Genomic DNA, 15,132 nt, shown 5'->3' on the forward strand with positions numbered 1-15,132 from the left:
CCCCCTCCCCCACGACACCGCACATCCCGCCGACCACGGCCGGCACCCGACACGCTGTGAAAGGAATCCTGATGAGCACCACCTCGACCGTCCGGCCCGTGCTCGACGTCGTCATCCCCGTGTACAACGAGCAGGCGGGGGTGGGCGCCTGCGTGCGGCGCCTCACCGAGCACCTGCAGACGACCTTCCCCTACCCCTGGCGCGTGACGATCGCCGACAACGCGAGCACCGACGCCACCCTCGAGGTCGCGCGCCGCATCGCCGCCACCGACGAGCGGGTGCGGGTCGTGCACCTGGCCGCCAAGGGCCGCGGGCGGGCGCTCAAGCAGGTGTGGACCGCCTCCGACGCGCACATCCTCGCGTACATGGACGTCGACCTGTCGACGGACCTCGACGCGCTGTGGCCGCTGGTCGCACCCCTGATGTCGGGCCACTCCGACCTGGCGATCGGCAGCCGGCTGGCCCCCGGAGCCCGGGTCGTGCGCGGCGCCAAGCGCGAATTCATCTCCCGCTGCTACAACCTGCTGCTGCGCACCGGGCTCGACGCGGGCTTCACCGACGCGCAATGCGGCTTCAAGGCGATCCGCGCGGACGTCGCCGCGCAGCTGCTGCCGCATGTGCAGGACACAGCGTGGTTCTTCGACACCGAGCTGCTCGTCATCGCCCAGCGCTGCGGCCTGCGCATCGCGGAGGTGCCGGTCGACTGGTACGACGACCCCGACAGCCGGGTCGACGTCACCCGGACCGCCCTCGACGACCTCGCCGGCATGCGCCTCCTGCGCCGCCGGCTGGCCACCGGCGACATCCCGGTCGAGCGCATCGCCGCGGCGATGGGGCGCGGCCGGTTGCGCGGCGGGCTGGGTCGCGAGATCGGCCGGTTCGCCGGAGTCGGGGTGGCCAGCACCGTGCTGCACCTCGGGCTCTTCGCGCTGCTCGGCGCCGGCGGCATGGCGCTGCAGCTGGCGAACACCCTCGCGCTGCTCATCGCGACGATCTTCAACACCGGCGCCAACCGCCGCTTCACGTTCGGCGCCCGCGGCCGTGCGGGCGCGCTCGGGCTACAGGCCCAGGGCCTGGCGATCTTCGCACTGACGTGGGCGTTCAGCTCCGCGGCCATCTGGGCCCTCGGCGCGCTCGCCCCGCAGGCGCCGACCGCGATCGCCACGGCCGTCGTCGGCCTCGCCAACGTCGCCGCGACCGTCGTGAAGTTCGTCGTCTTCCGTTCTCGGCTGCGCCCGGCCGGCGACGGCAACTTCGAGCCGGAGCCGGCGCAGCTGGCCACAGAGCCGGGCAATGAGCCGGCCGCGGGGCGGCCCACGGAGCCGGGCCGCCCGCTGGACACCGAGCCCCACGCAGGATCCCGGGCGCCGGTCCAGCGCGGACTGGCACAGGCGTGGCGGCAGCTCGGTGAACGACCCACCGCGGGATCGTCAGACTCGATCCAGCCGGTGGCCGCAGGATAGGAGCGTGTGGAGCGCGAACCCCCTCGACGGAATCGACCTGAGCGTCCTGGAGTTTCTCGCCTCCCACCGCAATCCGGTTGTCGACCTGGTGCCCGTGACGCTCGGCGTCGCGGGCACCGACGTCGTCACGATGGCGGTGCTCCAGACGCTCGCACTGGTCATCGCGCTGTTCGCGCGCGCCTGGCGACAGCTGGCCGCGGTGGTGCTCGCGGTCGGGATCGCCGGGGTGGGCGTCAGCGCCCTCAAGGACGTCATCGCGCGCCCGCGCCCGCCCGCCGACCTGACGATGCTGGCCGGCGAGGGGTTCGCTTTCCCGTCCACGCACGCCGCGTTCACGTCGGCCGCCGCGACCGCGTTCGTCGCCGTCACCGCCTGGCGTTCGCGCCGCGCCCGGGCGGTGGTCACCGCGCTGCTCGGCGCGGGCGTCGCGCTCGTCGGGTTCTCGATGGTCTACCTCGGGTCGCACTGGGCCAGCGACGTGCTCGTCGGCTGGCTCATCGGGGTACCGCTCGGAGCCGGTCTCGGCCGCCTGCTGCGCCGCCGCACCCGCGCCGACGGCGAGGCGAGGGGGTCGACAGACGAAGACGCTCCCGTGAGCAATCACGGGAGCGTCTGACGGCGGAGGCGGAGGGATTTGAACCCTCGATGGGGTTTAACCCCCAAACCCGCTTAGCAGGCGGGCGCCATAGACCGGACTAGGCGACGCCTCCACGCTGTCGAATCGCCAGAACCCCAGGGGCGACGACAGCAGACGCCAGGCTACCGGAGCGCCCAGCGCGACCCCAAATCAACTCCGGCGCAGTTGACGCAGGCCGTCTCACCACCCCTAACAGCGGCCGTTCAGGCCCGACGCCGATACTGGAGGGAGGTTTCACCGAAGACATCCGCCGGTCGATCAGCCTGCCGGCCCACGTTCCCGACGGCGCTCGTGACGCGCCACGCCGAAAGTTCTCCACACATCTGCCCGAGTCACGCCGTATGGGCATCATGGAGAAGGCCTGACCTGCATTGAAGCTGCACGGGGGTGGTCGAGGCCGGCGAGACGAGGATTGATGAGTCACCTTCCGCACGATCGCTACGTGACGCCGACGACGATTCCCACGGTCGACGCCGGCGTTCGTCGCGCGCCCGCGCACGCGGCGCCCACACCGGCTCCGGCGCACGGATACCGTCGTTTCCTCGGTCTGACCGCGCTGGGCACGCTGCTGCCGGGGTCGGGTCTGCTCCTGACGGGTCGCCGCAAGAGCGGTGGCGCACTGCTCGCAGCCGTCGTCGTCATCGTCGTGGGCGCGGCGATCTACCTGACGGTCCGCGGCCCCGAGGGGGCACTCGCGCTCGCGCTCGACCCGACGTTCCTGACCACGCTGGCGATCGGCGCCGTCGTGGCGCTCGTCGTGGTCGTCGCCTCCGTCGTGTGGACCGGCGTCATCACCTGGCCGCGGCCGGCCGGGCGGTGGATGCACGCGCTGGCCACGCTCACCGTCGGCCTGCTGTGCGCGGTGCTCGTGGCGCCCGCCGCCGTCGGGGTCCGCGACGTCGCCGCCCACCGCGACCTGCTGACCTCGCTGTTCAACCAGTCCGGATCGCAGCTCGCCGGCGGGCCCAACCCGTGGGCCAACACGCCGCGCGTCAACGTCATGCTCGTCGGCGCCGACTCCGAGGACGACCGTCAGGGCGTGCGGACCGACTCCATGATGCTGGCGAGCATCGACACCGCCACCGGCGACACGATCCTGTTCGGCCTGCCGCGCAACCTCGAGCGGGTGCCGTTTCCCGACACGAGCCCGCTGAAGACGGTCTGGCCCAACGGCTTTCGGTGCGCTCAGGACTGCCTGCTCAACGACGTGTGGATGGAGGGCGAGAAGAACAGCCACCTCTACCCCGGCAACCCGAAGCCGGGCCTGACCGCCCTCAACGAGGCAGTGACGGGGGTGACGGGCCTGACCCCCGACTACGACATCGTCGTCAACATGTCGAGCTTCACCGCGCTCGTCGACGCGATGGGCGGAGTCGACATCACCGTGCGTGAACGCGTGCCGATCGGCGGCAAGGTGGAGAACGGGCGGATCGTGCCGGGCAGCATCCGGGGCTGGATCGAACCCGGCCCGCGGCACCTCGACGGCTACCACGCGATGTGGTTCGCGCGGGGCCGCGCCACGACCGACGACTTCGACCGCATGCGCCGGCAGCGCTGCATGGTGGGCGCGCTCGTGCGCCAGGTCAACCCGACGATGATGCTGGAGCGCTACCCGGCGATCGCGCAGGTGGCCAAGAACAACATCTACACCAACATCCCGCAGCAGCACCTCGGGGCGTTCGCGCAGCTGGCGGTGCGCATGCAGCAGGGCACGATCCGCAGCCTGCCGTTCAGCAACCAGGTGGTGCGCGTCGGCAATCCCGACTACGACCTCATCCACCAGATGGTCCAGCAGGCCATCAGCGGCGGCCCGATGCCCGGCGAGTCGCCGACGACCGGGGCGACGGGCGACGCGACCGGCACCTCGACGCGCACCTCGAGCCCGACCCGCACCGCCACCGCGACGCGCACCCCCCCCGGCGCCACGCCCACGAGCACGACGACCACCGACGGACTCGTCGACGTCGCCCAAGCCTGCTGACCTACTGACCTGTTGATCTGGTGCCCTACCCGGAGCCGGTCTCGGCCCCTTCGTCGTGGCGGCGGGCGGCGGCGCTGCCGCGCCACCCGCGCCACCACGTGACGATCATGGCGGCGAGCACGCCGAGCGAGATCAGCCCGGCCCACACCGCGTACTGGCGCAGCAGCGGCACGGCGCGCTCGCCGATGGCGAGTCCCACGGCGACGCAGGCGAGCTGGCTCACGATGGCGATGGCGAGGTCGACGAGCAGAAAGGTCCGCAACCGCACCCCGGCGGAGCCGATGCCGGCGAGCACGACCTCGCGGGCCACCGGTACGGGCACGTACGTCGCAGCGATGGCGAGCACCTGGTAGCGGCGCACGAGGGCTTCGGCGCGGGCGATCCGGCGACGGGCGCGTTTCGTCGTGCCGCCGAATCGTTCGAGCACCTGGCGGCCCCACAGCCGCCCGGCCCACCAGTAGACCCAGTGGAACTTCATGATCGAGACGATCGCCACCGGAACCGGCCACCACAGGGTGGCCTCGCCCGTGCGGGCCAGCACGCCGAGGGCGATGAGCGCCAGCCGGGAGCCAGTGATGGCCGCCAGCGCCTCCGGAGACAGCGCCAGCAGCAGGGGCCGCAGCGGCAGGAAGATCAGGCCGTAGGCGATCGTCACGCTGATCGCCAGGGAGCACCACACCCGCGGGTCGCGCGCGCGGCGGGGGTCGCCGGTGGCGGGGCCCGGCTCCGGTTCGTTCATCGGCTCCGCCCGCGGTCGGCTCGTGCGGTACTGCGGTCGATGCTCCAGTCGTCGCCAAGACCGCGGAGTTGAGCGGGGGCGGGTGCCCGCACGCAGCCAGCGGCCCCCGGCGTGGTGCCGGGGGCCGCTGGGAAGCGTTGGTCTGAACGCCTGGTCAGAGCGTCAGAGAGGACGAACAGCGTCGGCCTGCGGGCCCTTGGGGCCCTGCGTCACCTCGAACTCGACGCGCTGCGCCTCGTCCAGGGAACGGTACCCGCTGGTCTGGATCGCGGAGTAGTGGACGAAAACGTCGGGGCCGCCGCCGTCCTGAGCAATGAAACCGAAGCCCTTTTCGGCGTTGAACCACTTGACGGTGCCCTGTGCCATGGGGAAAACAACTCTCTATCTTTGTTCGGCCAATGGACCCCACACTTCGTGGTGTCCAGGCTGCCGCATTACCCCACACGAGCGGGCCGGCGTCGGGGGTCTGTCCGCCGTCGACCGGGTTTTTCGCGAACTGCGAGGAACTGCACATGCAACCGTCGCCCACGCTAGCACGCGTCGGCGCGCGCGCCGCGGCGCCGGGGGCCAGGTGGACCCGCCTCACAGCGGATGTCGTCGCGGCAGGTCAGCGCCTCACGGGGCGATGAGCGGCGAGGAGCGGCGCCGGATCCGGAAGCGTCATCGATCTGCAACACACCTCACGGCCGGGTGGGCTGCGTACCGACCGGGTCGGGCGTGCTCGTGCGCCGCGAGGTGGAGACGACGACGCGGTCGTCGAAGGAGTCGACCCGGGGGCCGCGGCCCTGGCAGCCGCAGGATTCGCGGTGAGCGACGTCGCCGGCCAGCCGTAGCGTCTGGGCTGGGGCCTGCGGGTCGCTGAGGCGGCGGACGAGCAGCTGCACGGCGCGGGCCCCGATGGCGAAGCTCGGTTGGGCGATGGTGGTCAGGCGGGGATGGAAGACGTCGGCCCACGGGAAGTCGTCGAAGCAGACGAGCGCCATCTGCCCGGGCACGTCGACGCCGGCCTCACGCAGGGCACGCAGGGCGCCGATCGTCATCGAGTCGTTGCCGATGAACACGCCGGTCGGGGCCGGCCGTTGCGCCAGGAGCTGCGCCATCGCGCGGCGGCCGCCCTGCTCGGTGGAGTTGCCGTCGACGATGTACCGCTCGTCGATGCGCACCCCGCGGCGGCGGTGGGCGAGCCGGTAGCCCTCGAGCCGCTCCCGCGTGGTGCCCAACCCGGGGCGCCCGGCGATGATCCCGACTCTCCGGTGTCCGACCTGCAGCAGGTGCTCGACGACCGCGGCCGACCCGCTCTCGTTCTCCACGCCGACCTGGTCGACGCGCATGTCCTGGAGGCGGTCGATGACGACGAACGGCACCGAGTGCTCGTGCAGGAGGCGCAGCGCGGAACCCTGCCAGTTCGCGGTGGGGGCGATGATCATGCCGCCGACGTGATGGGCGAGCAGGTTGGCGACGACGCGCTCCTCGCGGTCCTCGTCGTCGCGGGTGTCGGACAACAACAGTTGCATGCCTTGCCGACGGGATTCCTCCTCGATGCCGGCGACGAGCTCCTGGCCGTACATGCTGGAGACCCACGACATCGACAGACCGATGGTGACGGTCGAACCGGCCGCGAGCGAGCGGGCGACGGGCTTGTGCGTGAATCCGAGTTCGGCCATGACGTCGAGCACGCGTTGTCGCGTGGCCGAGGCGACCGGGCGTGTGCCGTTGATGACGTGGGACACGGTGCTCACTGAGACACCGGATGCCTTGGCCACCATGGTCATTGTCACACCCGCCATGCGCCCCATCGTTGCGCAAGCACGGGGCCCTAAATCGATCGTTTCACTGTGGCCGAAATCACATATTTGCGCAAAGAGCCGGTGACCTGGGGTTTCGCGGAGCGGCTCTTGCGGCTTTTCGTGCCTCGCACCCCCGGCAGTCTCGCCGGCCGGACTCCGCAAGTCTCCGCGATGCCAAACGCATTCGCCGCGCCCGGCCGCCCCACCTCCTATCGCACGTGAGCCCGCGCCATCCGACTGGACCCCCGGGGTGTCGCGAAACCGTCTCCGCGGAGCCGGTCTCGCGGCAGCCGGGCGGTCCCGTCTCGGCACCTGAGACGCCATCCCGCAGGCCGATACGAGGGCCGCAGCGACCCGAGGGTCTCAGGCGTCATGGGCCTCAGTCGCAGGCAGGCCCGGCGGGCGTCTTCAATGTTGGTCGATACCCCAGGGGGTATTATCTCGCCACCGCTTCCGAACGGCGGAGGCGAGAGAAGGAGGCGTTCACATGTGCCAGCGGGTCACGTGCTCACGGTGCGGCAAAACGAGCTGGCGAGGCTGCGGGCAGCACGTGGAACAGGTCTTGCGTGGAGTACCGCCCGAGTCGCGGTGCACGTGCACCCGCTCCGCCCCGGGCAGCGCTGGCAGTACTGCTGTCTCGGGCCTGATCGCGCGCCTGCTCGGGCGCTGACCAGCGGGCCGACATCCGGCCGACACCCCTGAGCGCGCGAGGCGCGCGGCGCGTGCTCCGGCGGCACGTGGCGGAGGGCGTGGGATTCGAACCCACGATGCCGTCACCGACATAGCGGTTTTCAAGACCGCCGCACTAGGCCACTATGCGAGCCCTCCATGATGCTTCTCACTACGTTAACGCCGGATCCGAAGGGGTCTCGGCTCGCGTCGAACGGACGCTGCACATAGAGTCCGGTGCAAGCGACTTCTACGAAAGGAAGCACTGATGAAGAGGCTGATGCTCATCGCCGGTATCGCCATCGGCTACGTCCTGGGCGCTCGCGACGGTCGCGGCCGCTACGAGCAGATCAAGTCCCAGGCCGACTCGCTGTGGCACGACCCGCGGGTGCAGGAGAAGGTCAACACCGCGAGCGCCACCGTCAAGGAGAAGGCGCCCGAGGTGCAGGCCAAGCTCACCGGCGCGGCCAACCAGGCCAAGGACAACGCCAAGGCCAAGGTCGACGAGAAGCGGGCCGAGAAGAAGGCCGACGACGTCACCGTCGTCGAGACCACGACCTACCCGCCGGCTCCGCCGCCCACCATCTGAGACAGCTGATCTTGAACTCCGCCGGCCCGACGGTCGGCGGAGTTCAAGTCATGGATGCCAGGAGGGCGCCCCATCCGTGGGGCGCCCTCCTGGCCGTGTGTCGGGGCTGCGTAAGCGCGCAGCGGCGTGACGCCCGCAGCGCCGTGCCGAGGCCCGTCGTCCAGCCTCTCAGCGGTCCCCGCGAGTCACCCGGGCGCGGCGGCGAACGCCAGCGGCTAGCCGGTCGGCACGGGCGTCAAAGCGCGAGCGCTCACGCGCCGTCGCCGGTGGCCGCGCCCGGAGGCGTCGACCGCCCGACGCGGTCGTGGTGGCCCAGGCTCTTGTCGGGGGCGATGACGTCGCGCACCCGCCGCTTCAGCTCGCCGATCTCGGGAAAACCGCCGTCGCGCTTGCGGTTCCACACCGGCTCCAGGCTGTCGTCGGCGCCGGCGTCGATGCGGAAGATCCCGCCGCGCCCGGGGGCCAGGGTCACCTCTTCGAGGTCGTCGGCGAAGGTGGTCAGCAGCTCTTGTGCCATCCAGGTGGCACGCAGCATCCAGCGGCACTGCGTGCAGTAGGAGATGACGACGCGCCGCCGCCCCCGGTGCGGGGACGGCGGCGCAGCCGTGTGTTCGGAGTCGGTGTGCGGGCTCAGATCCACAGCTCGGGCTCGGCGAACATCGCCTCGTAGGGGTCTTCGCGGCGGCCCAGCGGGCGGTGCTTGGCGGGGATGCCAGTGGCCACGGAGTGAGCCGGGACCGGCTTGACGACGACGGAGTTGGCCCCGATCTGCGCGTGCTCACCGATCTCGATGTTGCCCAGCACCTTGGCGCCGGCACCGATGGTGACCCCGTTACCGATCGTCGGGTGGCGCTTGCCCTTCTCCAGGGTGCGCCCGCCGAGGTTGATGCCGTTGTAGAGCATCACGTCGTCACCGATCTCGCTCGTTTCGCCGATGACCACACCCATGCCGTGGTCGATGAAGAAGCGACGACCGATCGTGGCACCGGGGTGGATCTCCACACCGGTGGTGGCGCGCATGACGTTCGACAGCACGCGAGCCGGCAGCCTCAGCCGCTCGTGCTCCCACATCTTGTGCGCCACGCGGTGCCCCCAGATCGCGTGCAGGCCGGGGCTGACGATCGCCATCTGCGTCCGCGACGTCGAGGCGGGATCGCGAGCCACGGCCGCGTCGAGGTCCTCGACGACGGTGTCTCGCACGCGCCGCCACAGCCGTCGCGGTCCGGACACCTCTTCGCTGGCACAGCGGTGCGACAGTTCGGCGCCGTCGACGCCGACGGTGCGCTCTTCGAGCGAGCCGTTCGCGGAGTCCCGGCCACTCGTACTGGTCGGGATCACGCTGCGGGCCTGGCGAACCAGCCGCAGCGCGGGGCCCGTGCGGGGGGCACTTGTATCGGTGGTCTGCAACTGCTGAGCCTGGGACACGTGGTCATCTCCTTAGACGAGAACGGCTCGCGGGGTGCGCAATTCGAGACATGTGGGAGGGGTTCGAGCGCCGCGGCTCCCGGCGGACGAAGGGTCCGCCGGGAGCGCGGGGTACTCGACGTACGTCAGTCGACGATGCCCTCGAACAGGATCGTGGACAGGTAACGCTCGCCGAACGACGGGATGATGACGACGATGAGCTTGCCCGCGTTCTCGGGGCGGGCGGCCACCTGCGCGGCGGCGGCGAGGGCGGCCCCGGAGGAGATGCCGACGAGCAGGCCCTCCTGCGTGGCGGCGTTGCGGGCCCACTCCACGGAGGTGCCGGCGTCGATGTCGATGACCTCGTCGACGACGTTCGCGTCGTAGTTCTCGGGCACGAAGTTCGCGCCGATGCCCTGGATCTTGTGCGGTCCGGGCTGGCCGCCGTTGAGGATCGGGCTCTCCGCAGGCTCGACCGCCACGATCTTGACCTCGGGCTTGCGCTCCTTGAGCACCTGGCCGACGCCGGCGATCGTGCCGCCGGTGCCGATGCCACCGACGACGATGTCGACCTTGCCGTCGGTGTCGCTCCAGATCTCCTCCGCGGTGGTCTCACGGTGGATCTTGGGGTTGGCCGCGTTGCTGAACTGGCGCGCGAGCACCGCGTTGTCCGAAGCGCCGATCTCCTCGGCCTTGTTCACCGCGCCCTTCATGCCCTCGGAGCCGGGGGTGAGGACGAGCTCGGCGCCGTAGGCCTTGAGCAGCGCCCGACGCTCCTTGCTCATCGTGTCGGGCATGGTCAGCACGACCTTGTAGCCACGGGCCGCGCCGACCATGGCGAGCGCGATACCGGTGTTACCGCTCGTGGCCTCCACGACCGTGCCACCCGGCTTGAGCTTGCCGCCGGCCTCGGCGGCGTCGATGATCGCGACGCCGATGCGGTCCTTGACCGAGTTCGCGGGGTTGTAGAACTCGAGCTTCGCCGCGACCGTGGCGTCGGACTCGATGATCCGGTTGATCCGCACGAGCGGGGTGCGTCCGATGAGAGCGGTCACATCGTCGTAGATGGGCACTGCCAGAACCTTTCGATGTAGTGGACGGTCCGCCGGGTGTCCGGCTCGCCGGTCGTGACCCTCTGTAGCCCCGCCGCCGATCGACCGTGTCGATGCGTTGTCCTCACGGACAACCCACCAGCGCGTTATGAATATTCCAAGATCAACTTATGCCACCTCGGTGCGGAACGGTGCCGCGGTCTCAGGTGTCGAACGTCGCTGTCGCAGGTGAGCGGGGCCACGCGGGATTCGGACAGGCTCCCTTCGGCCTCAGTTCGGGCGAATTCGGCAGCGCGTCAATGGAATCGACTCCGGAGCCGGTTTCCGGGCCGGGGCTCGCTGCGAGGTTCGGCCGGAGCCCGATCGACGCGGGCCGTCGAGGGCGTGCGAGGGGGCCGCGAGGGTGGCGCGGGCGGGGGCGTGTCTCGGATGACTGCAGGGACCGCCTCCGCTCGTCGAAACGTCGCCTCACCAGCGAATCACCGATCCGCGAGCGTCTTGTCCTACCCCATCCGTATGCTTCACCCATGTCGGCCTTGCAGCTGGTTGCGATCCTCCTGAGCTTCACCATCGGAACCGTCGGATGGGTGCTCTTCTTCCGCGCGATCTTCCGGTACGTGCGGGTGTTCCGTCTGGGCGCAGTCGATGCGTCGCGCACGGATCAACCCACTACCCGCACGGTCACGTTGTTGCGGGAGTTCCTCGGTCACACCCGCATGGCTCGACTACCCGCGGTCGCGGTGGCGCACTGGATCACGGCCATCGCCTTCATCGTGCTGTTCGCCACGCTGGTCAACGCCTTCCTCCAGCTGTTCCAGGCCGAGGCGGTGCTGCCGATCATCGGGCACTTCCCGCCCTTCGAGTGGATCGTCGAGTTGCTCGCGTGGACCACGGTCTTCGCCATCGGCTACCTCGTCGTCGTGCGCCAGCAGCGGCACCCGCGCAACACCATGCCGCCTCGGCGCAGCCGCTTCTTCGGGTCGACCTGGTGGCAGGCCTACTACGTCGAGTTCACGATCGCCGCGGTCGGTTTCTGCATCCTCGTGCTGCGCAGTCTCGAAGCGGCGCTCATGCGGATCGTCGAGCCGCAGCTGAACATCGCGCTGCACTTCCCGCTCACCGGTTGGCTGTCGGGGCTGTGGATGGGCCTGGGCGAGCAGGGCATCCGCGAGGCGATCTACCTGTTCGCCATGTTGAAGATCATCGTGTCCTTCGCGTGGATGATCACGGTGGCCCTGACCCCGACGATGGGTGTCGCCTGGCACCGTTTCCTCGCATTCTTCAACATCTGGTTCAAGCGGCACGCCGACGGGCGCACCTCGCTCGGCGAGCTGCAGCCGATGGTCGTCGATGGCCAGAAGGTCACCGCCGAGAACCTCGAAGAGGTCATGGACAAGATGGCCGAAGACGAGGACGCCGACGTCGCCATGGGCGTGGGCCGGGTCGAGCAGTTCACCTGGAAGGGCCTGCTCGACTTCACGACCTGCACCGAATGCGGCCGCTGCCAGAGCCAGTGCCCGGCCTGGAACACCGACAAGCCGCTCTCCCCCAAGCTCCTCGTCATGACGCTGCGCGACCACGCGCACGCCAAGGCGCCGTACCTGCAGGCGACCGAGGAGGAGCGGGCCGCCCTCCCGGAGCACACCCGCGCCCTGGCGGGCGCCCAGCTGGTCGGCTCCACCGGTTACAGCGGCGACCACCCGCTCACGGCCTACGACGCGTACGGGCCGGACGCGATCATCGACGACGACGTGCTGTGGTCGTGCACCTCGTGCGGCGCGTGTGTCGAGCAGTGCCCCGTCGACATCGAGCACGTCGACGCGATCGTCGACATGCGTCGCCACAAGGTGCTCATCGACTCGGCGTTCCCGGCCGAACTCGGCGGCCTGTTCAAGAACATGGAGTCGCGTCAGAACCCGTGGGGCATGGCGAGCAAGCTGCGCTTGGACTGGGCCAAGGGCCTCGACTTCGACGTGCCGATCGTCGGCTCCGACGTCGAGTCGCTGTCCGAGGTCGACTACCTCTTCTGGGTGGGGTGTGCCGGCGCGTACGAAGACCGGGCGAAGAAGACGACGCGGGCGGTGGCGGAGTTGCTGCACACCGCCGGCGTCTCGTTCGCGGTGCTCGGTGAGGGTGAGGCCTGCACCGGCGACTCGGCCCGGCGAGCCGGCAACGAGATCCTCTTCCAGATGCTCGCCGCCCAGAACGTCGAGACCCTCAAGGAGGCGGGTGCGACGAAGATCGTCGTCACCTGCGCCCACTGCTTCAACACGATCCGCAACGAGTACCCGCAGGTGGGCGGCAACTTCGAGGTCGTGCACCACACCCAGCTGCTGAACCGGCTCGTGCGCGACAAGAAGCTCGTGCCGGTGTCGCGGCCGTGGAACGCCTCCGCCAAAGACGTCGCGTCCACCGCGGAGACGGTCACCTACCACGACCCGTGCTACCTCGGTCGGCACAACAACGTCTACGCTCCGCCGCGCGAGCTGCTCGGCGCGCTCCCGGGCGTCGAGCTGCGTGAGATGCCGCGTTCGGGCATGAAGTCGTTCTGCTGCGGCGCCGGCGGCGCGCGCATGTGGATGGAGGAGAAGCTCGGCACCCGCATCAACAACAACCGCACCGCGGAGGCGGTGGCCACGGGCGCCGAGCGCATCGCGATCGGCTGCCCGTTCTGCCGGGTGATGCTCTCCGACGGGCTGACCGCGGCCCAGGCCGACGGGTCCGCACCCGGCAACGTCGAGGTCGTCGACGTCGCGCAGATGCTGCTCGCCGCGGTGCGGGCACCGGAGAAGACCGAAGAGCCCGCACCGGCCGCGGGCGGATCGTCGGGCGCGACCGCGCTGACCGATGGCGCCGGCGAAACGGCAGAGGTGCCCGGTGCCCGTCTCGACGAGAACGCCGAGGTCGAGCGCGAGGCGCAGCCCGCCGCGCCGGCCGGAGGGGAGCGGCTGTCGGCGGCCACACGCACCGAGGAGCGTTCGGCGGCTGCCGCGGCGGCCGGCACGTCCGCGGCCGCTGGAGACGTCGACGACCGTACTCCCACCGAGGCCGACGAGGCGCTCGGCGCCGACGGCGCCGGTGTCGCCGAGGCGAACACCGACGCACAGCCCGAGCCTCAGGTGGAGCAGCCGGCGCCGAAGGCCCCGTCGCAAGCCGCGGAGTCGACGCAGGCCCCCAAGGCCGCGGCTGCCGGCGGTGGTGGCAAGGCCATGTCCGCTTCCGACGCGCTCGCCATGATGCGAGCGAAGTCTGCCGATGCGCAGCCAGAGGCGGAGCAAGCCCCAGCGGCTGAGCCCGAGCCGGAAGCGCAGGCGGCACCCGCGGCCGACACGAAGGCTGAGCCCGAGCCGGACGCGCAGGCGGCACCCGCGGCCGAGAAGACCGCTGAGCCCGCGGCTCCGGCGGCACCTGTTGCGCCGCGAGGCGACGGCAAGCCCATGTCGGCTACCGATGCGTTGGCGATGCTGCGCGCCCAGTCGGGCGCTCCGGCGGGGCAGGCGCCTGCGGAGGCCGAGAAGCCCGCGCAGGCCGAAGAGCCGGTCACGGCTGAGACGCAGGCAGAGACTGAGGAGTCTGCGCAGGCCGCCGAGGCGGAGAAGGCTGCGGAGCCGACGCCGGACGAGGCCGGGGAGCCGGAAGCCTCCGTTGCCGAACCGGTCGCTAGTGAGTCTGCGCCTGCTGAGGCCGCGGCTGAGGCGCCGACCGACGCCCCGGCTACCTCGGATGCCCCGTCGGCACCCGCGGCACCGTCGGCACCCGCGGCGAGCGCACCCGCTGCGTCGGCGACGTCGACCAGACGGGCTCCGTTCCCCAGCGGCGACGGTCGGATCATCCCCGCGTCGGAGGCCCTCGTGATGCTGCGGGAGTACGCCGCCGGCGGCGGCGCGGCAGCGCCCGAAGAGCCCCAGCAGCCGGAAGCCGTGCAGCCCGCCGAGACGGCGGAGGCTGTCGAGACGCCCGAGGAGCCGCAGGCACGCGACGCCGAAGCGCTCGAGGCGCCCCAGGCGGAAGAGACGACCGAGTCGACGGAGGCTGAGCCGTCGGAGCCGGAGGCAGTTGCGACAAAGCAACCCGATCCGCAGGAAGCGTCCGCAGCCGAAGCGCCCGAGCCGGAGGCTGCGCAGGAGCGCCGTCCGCAGGCGCCCGCACCGGAGCCTCCGGCCGACGCCCTGCCGAAGCCCGAGGGTGTGCCCACCGCCCGAGAGGCCCTCGCAGGCTTCCTCGGCACGACGGGTGATCAGCCCTCGGACGCCCCCGACGCCGCCCAGTCGTCCGACGGAGCCCAGGTCCCCGACGCCGCTGAGGCCGCTGAGGCCGCTGAGGCCGCTGAGGCCGCGGAGCCCGCAGAGGCCCGTACGGACACCGCCGAGGCCGAGGAATCTGCGCCGGCCGAACCGGCTCCGGAGCCGGCGTCCGAATCGCCCTCTGAGCCGGCGGCCGCAGTGGAGCCGGAGGCTGCAGCACAAGCGTCGGATCCCGAAGCCGAGTCCGAGTCCGACGCCCAGGCTGAGCCTGAGGCGCCTGCGGTTGCCGAACCTGCGCGCGACGGGGTCGAGGCGGCTCCGGCGGCGCAGGAGGCGCAGCAGGCCGGATCGCCAGGCAAGGCAGGCAACGCAGGCAACGCGGCGTGGCAGCGCCTCCTCGAGGCGGCGGACGGAAAGACGATCGCCGCGTCGGAGGCGTTGAAGATCCTCAAGGGCGACTGAGCGCGCGAACGCGGACGGGGCCGGGCACATCGAGCATGTGTCCGGCCCCTGCTGCGTGAGACCACCAATTCGCAAGAGACTCGTGTGCGACCGCCGCGAACCGGC

The 15,132-nt window shown here is 70.9% G+C and carries 12 protein-coding genes and 2 tRNA genes; 6 read left to right on the plus strand and 8 right to left on the minus strand.

Annotated elements, in window-relative coordinates; genetic code table 11:
* The first annotated feature begins 71 nt into the window (after positions 1-71).
* Both PINTE_RS02585 and PINTE_RS02590 read left to right on the plus strand, forming a co-directional pair.
* Positions 72-1,463, plus strand: coding sequence for a bifunctional glycosyltransferase family 2/GtrA family protein (locus tag PINTE_RS02585; RefSeq protein WP_245642761.1), 1,392 nt, complete (start codon positions 72-74; stop codon positions 1,461-1,463).
* Between the two features lie 4 nt (positions 1,464-1,467).
* Positions 1,468-2,079, plus strand: coding sequence for a phosphatase PAP2 family protein (locus PINTE_RS02590; protein WP_068425819.1), 612 nt, complete (start codon positions 1,468-1,470; stop codon positions 2,077-2,079).
* 3 nt (positions 2,080-2,082) lie between these two features.
* Here PINTE_RS02590 and PINTE_RS02595 read toward each other — a convergent pair.
* Positions 2,083-2,173: transfer RNA gene (locus PINTE_RS02595), tRNA-Ser, on the minus strand.
* 342 nt (positions 2,174-2,515) lie between these two features.
* Here PINTE_RS02595 and PINTE_RS02600 point away from each other — a divergent pair.
* Positions 2,516-4,081: an LCP family protein gene (locus PINTE_RS02600; RefSeq protein ID WP_068425822.1), complete on the plus strand. Its 1,566-nt coding sequence runs from the start codon at positions 2,516-2,518 to the stop codon at positions 4,079-4,081.
* Positions 4,082-4,106: 25 nt separating this feature from the next.
* Here the strand turns inward: PINTE_RS02600 and PINTE_RS02605 are convergent, their stop codons facing one another.
* The 3 genes from PINTE_RS02605 to PINTE_RS02615 form a co-directional block, all read right to left on the minus strand.
* Positions 4,107-4,820 (minus strand): DedA family protein, encoded by a 714-nt coding sequence (locus PINTE_RS02605; RefSeq protein ID WP_245642762.1) that lies wholly within the window; start codon positions 4,818-4,820, stop codon positions 4,107-4,109.
* Positions 4,821-4,982: 162 nt separating this feature from the next.
* Entirely contained in the window at positions 4,983-5,186 is a 204-nt protein-coding gene (locus PINTE_RS02610; RefSeq protein WP_068425825.1) for a cold-shock protein, read from the minus strand.
* Positions 5,187-5,500: 314 nt separating this feature from the next.
* Positions 5,501-6,616: a LacI family DNA-binding transcriptional regulator gene (locus PINTE_RS02615; RefSeq protein WP_306304840.1), complete on the minus strand. Its 1,116-nt coding sequence runs from the start codon at positions 6,614-6,616 to the stop codon at positions 5,501-5,503.
* A gap of 478 nt (positions 6,617-7,094) precedes the next feature.
* Here PINTE_RS02615 and PINTE_RS25220 point away from each other — a divergent pair, with 478 nt between their 5' ends.
* Positions 7,095-7,277 (plus strand): DUF8730 family Cys-rich protein, encoded by a 183-nt coding sequence (locus PINTE_RS25220; RefSeq protein WP_084343146.1) that lies wholly within the window; start codon positions 7,095-7,097, stop codon positions 7,275-7,277.
* 68 nt (positions 7,278-7,345) lie between these two features.
* Here PINTE_RS25220 and PINTE_RS02620 read toward each other — a convergent pair.
* Positions 7,346-7,435 (minus strand) — tRNA-Ser (locus PINTE_RS02620).
* Between the two features lie 109 nt (positions 7,436-7,544).
* On the opposite strand from PINTE_RS02620, the gene PINTE_RS02625 reads away from it, so the two are divergent.
* Complete coding sequence (locus tag PINTE_RS02625) at positions 7,545-7,865, plus strand: hypothetical protein (RefSeq protein WP_068425828.1); 321 nt, start codon at positions 7,545-7,547, stop codon at positions 7,863-7,865.
* A 250-nt stretch (positions 7,866-8,115) separates the two neighbouring features.
* Here the strand turns inward: PINTE_RS02625 and PINTE_RS02630 are convergent, their stop codons facing one another.
* From PINTE_RS02630 to cysK, 3 genes are all read right to left on the minus strand, one after another.
* Positions 8,116-8,505, minus strand: a complete 390-nt coding sequence (locus PINTE_RS02630; RefSeq protein ID WP_245642764.1) for an Rdx family protein — start codon at positions 8,503-8,505, stop codon at positions 8,116-8,118.
* Positions 8,496-9,290 carry a serine O-acetyltransferase EpsC gene (gene epsC / locus PINTE_RS02635; protein ID WP_373280133.1) on the minus strand — a complete coding sequence of 265 codons (795 nt, stop codon included), beginning with the start codon at positions 9,288-9,290 and terminating at the stop codon, positions 8,496-8,498. Before epsC ends, PINTE_RS02630 begins: the two co-directional genes overlap by 10 nt.
* A gap of 125 nt (positions 9,291-9,415) precedes the next feature.
* Entirely contained in the window at positions 9,416-10,342 is a 927-nt protein-coding gene (gene cysK / locus PINTE_RS02640; protein WP_068425831.1) for a cysteine synthase A, read from the minus strand.
* A gap of 506 nt (positions 10,343-10,848) precedes the next feature.
* Here cysK and PINTE_RS02645 point away from each other — a divergent pair.
* Positions 10,849-15,027 (plus strand): heterodisulfide reductase-related iron-sulfur binding cluster, encoded by a 4,179-nt coding sequence (locus PINTE_RS02645; RefSeq protein WP_068425834.1) that lies wholly within the window; start codon positions 10,849-10,851, stop codon positions 15,025-15,027.
* Positions 15,028-15,132 lie beyond the last annotated feature (105 nt).

This window comes from Piscicoccus intestinalis NBRC 104926 (assembly GCF_001515525.1).
GTDB lineage: Bacteria > Actinomycetota > Actinomycetes > Actinomycetales > Dermatophilaceae > Kineosphaera > Kineosphaera intestinalis.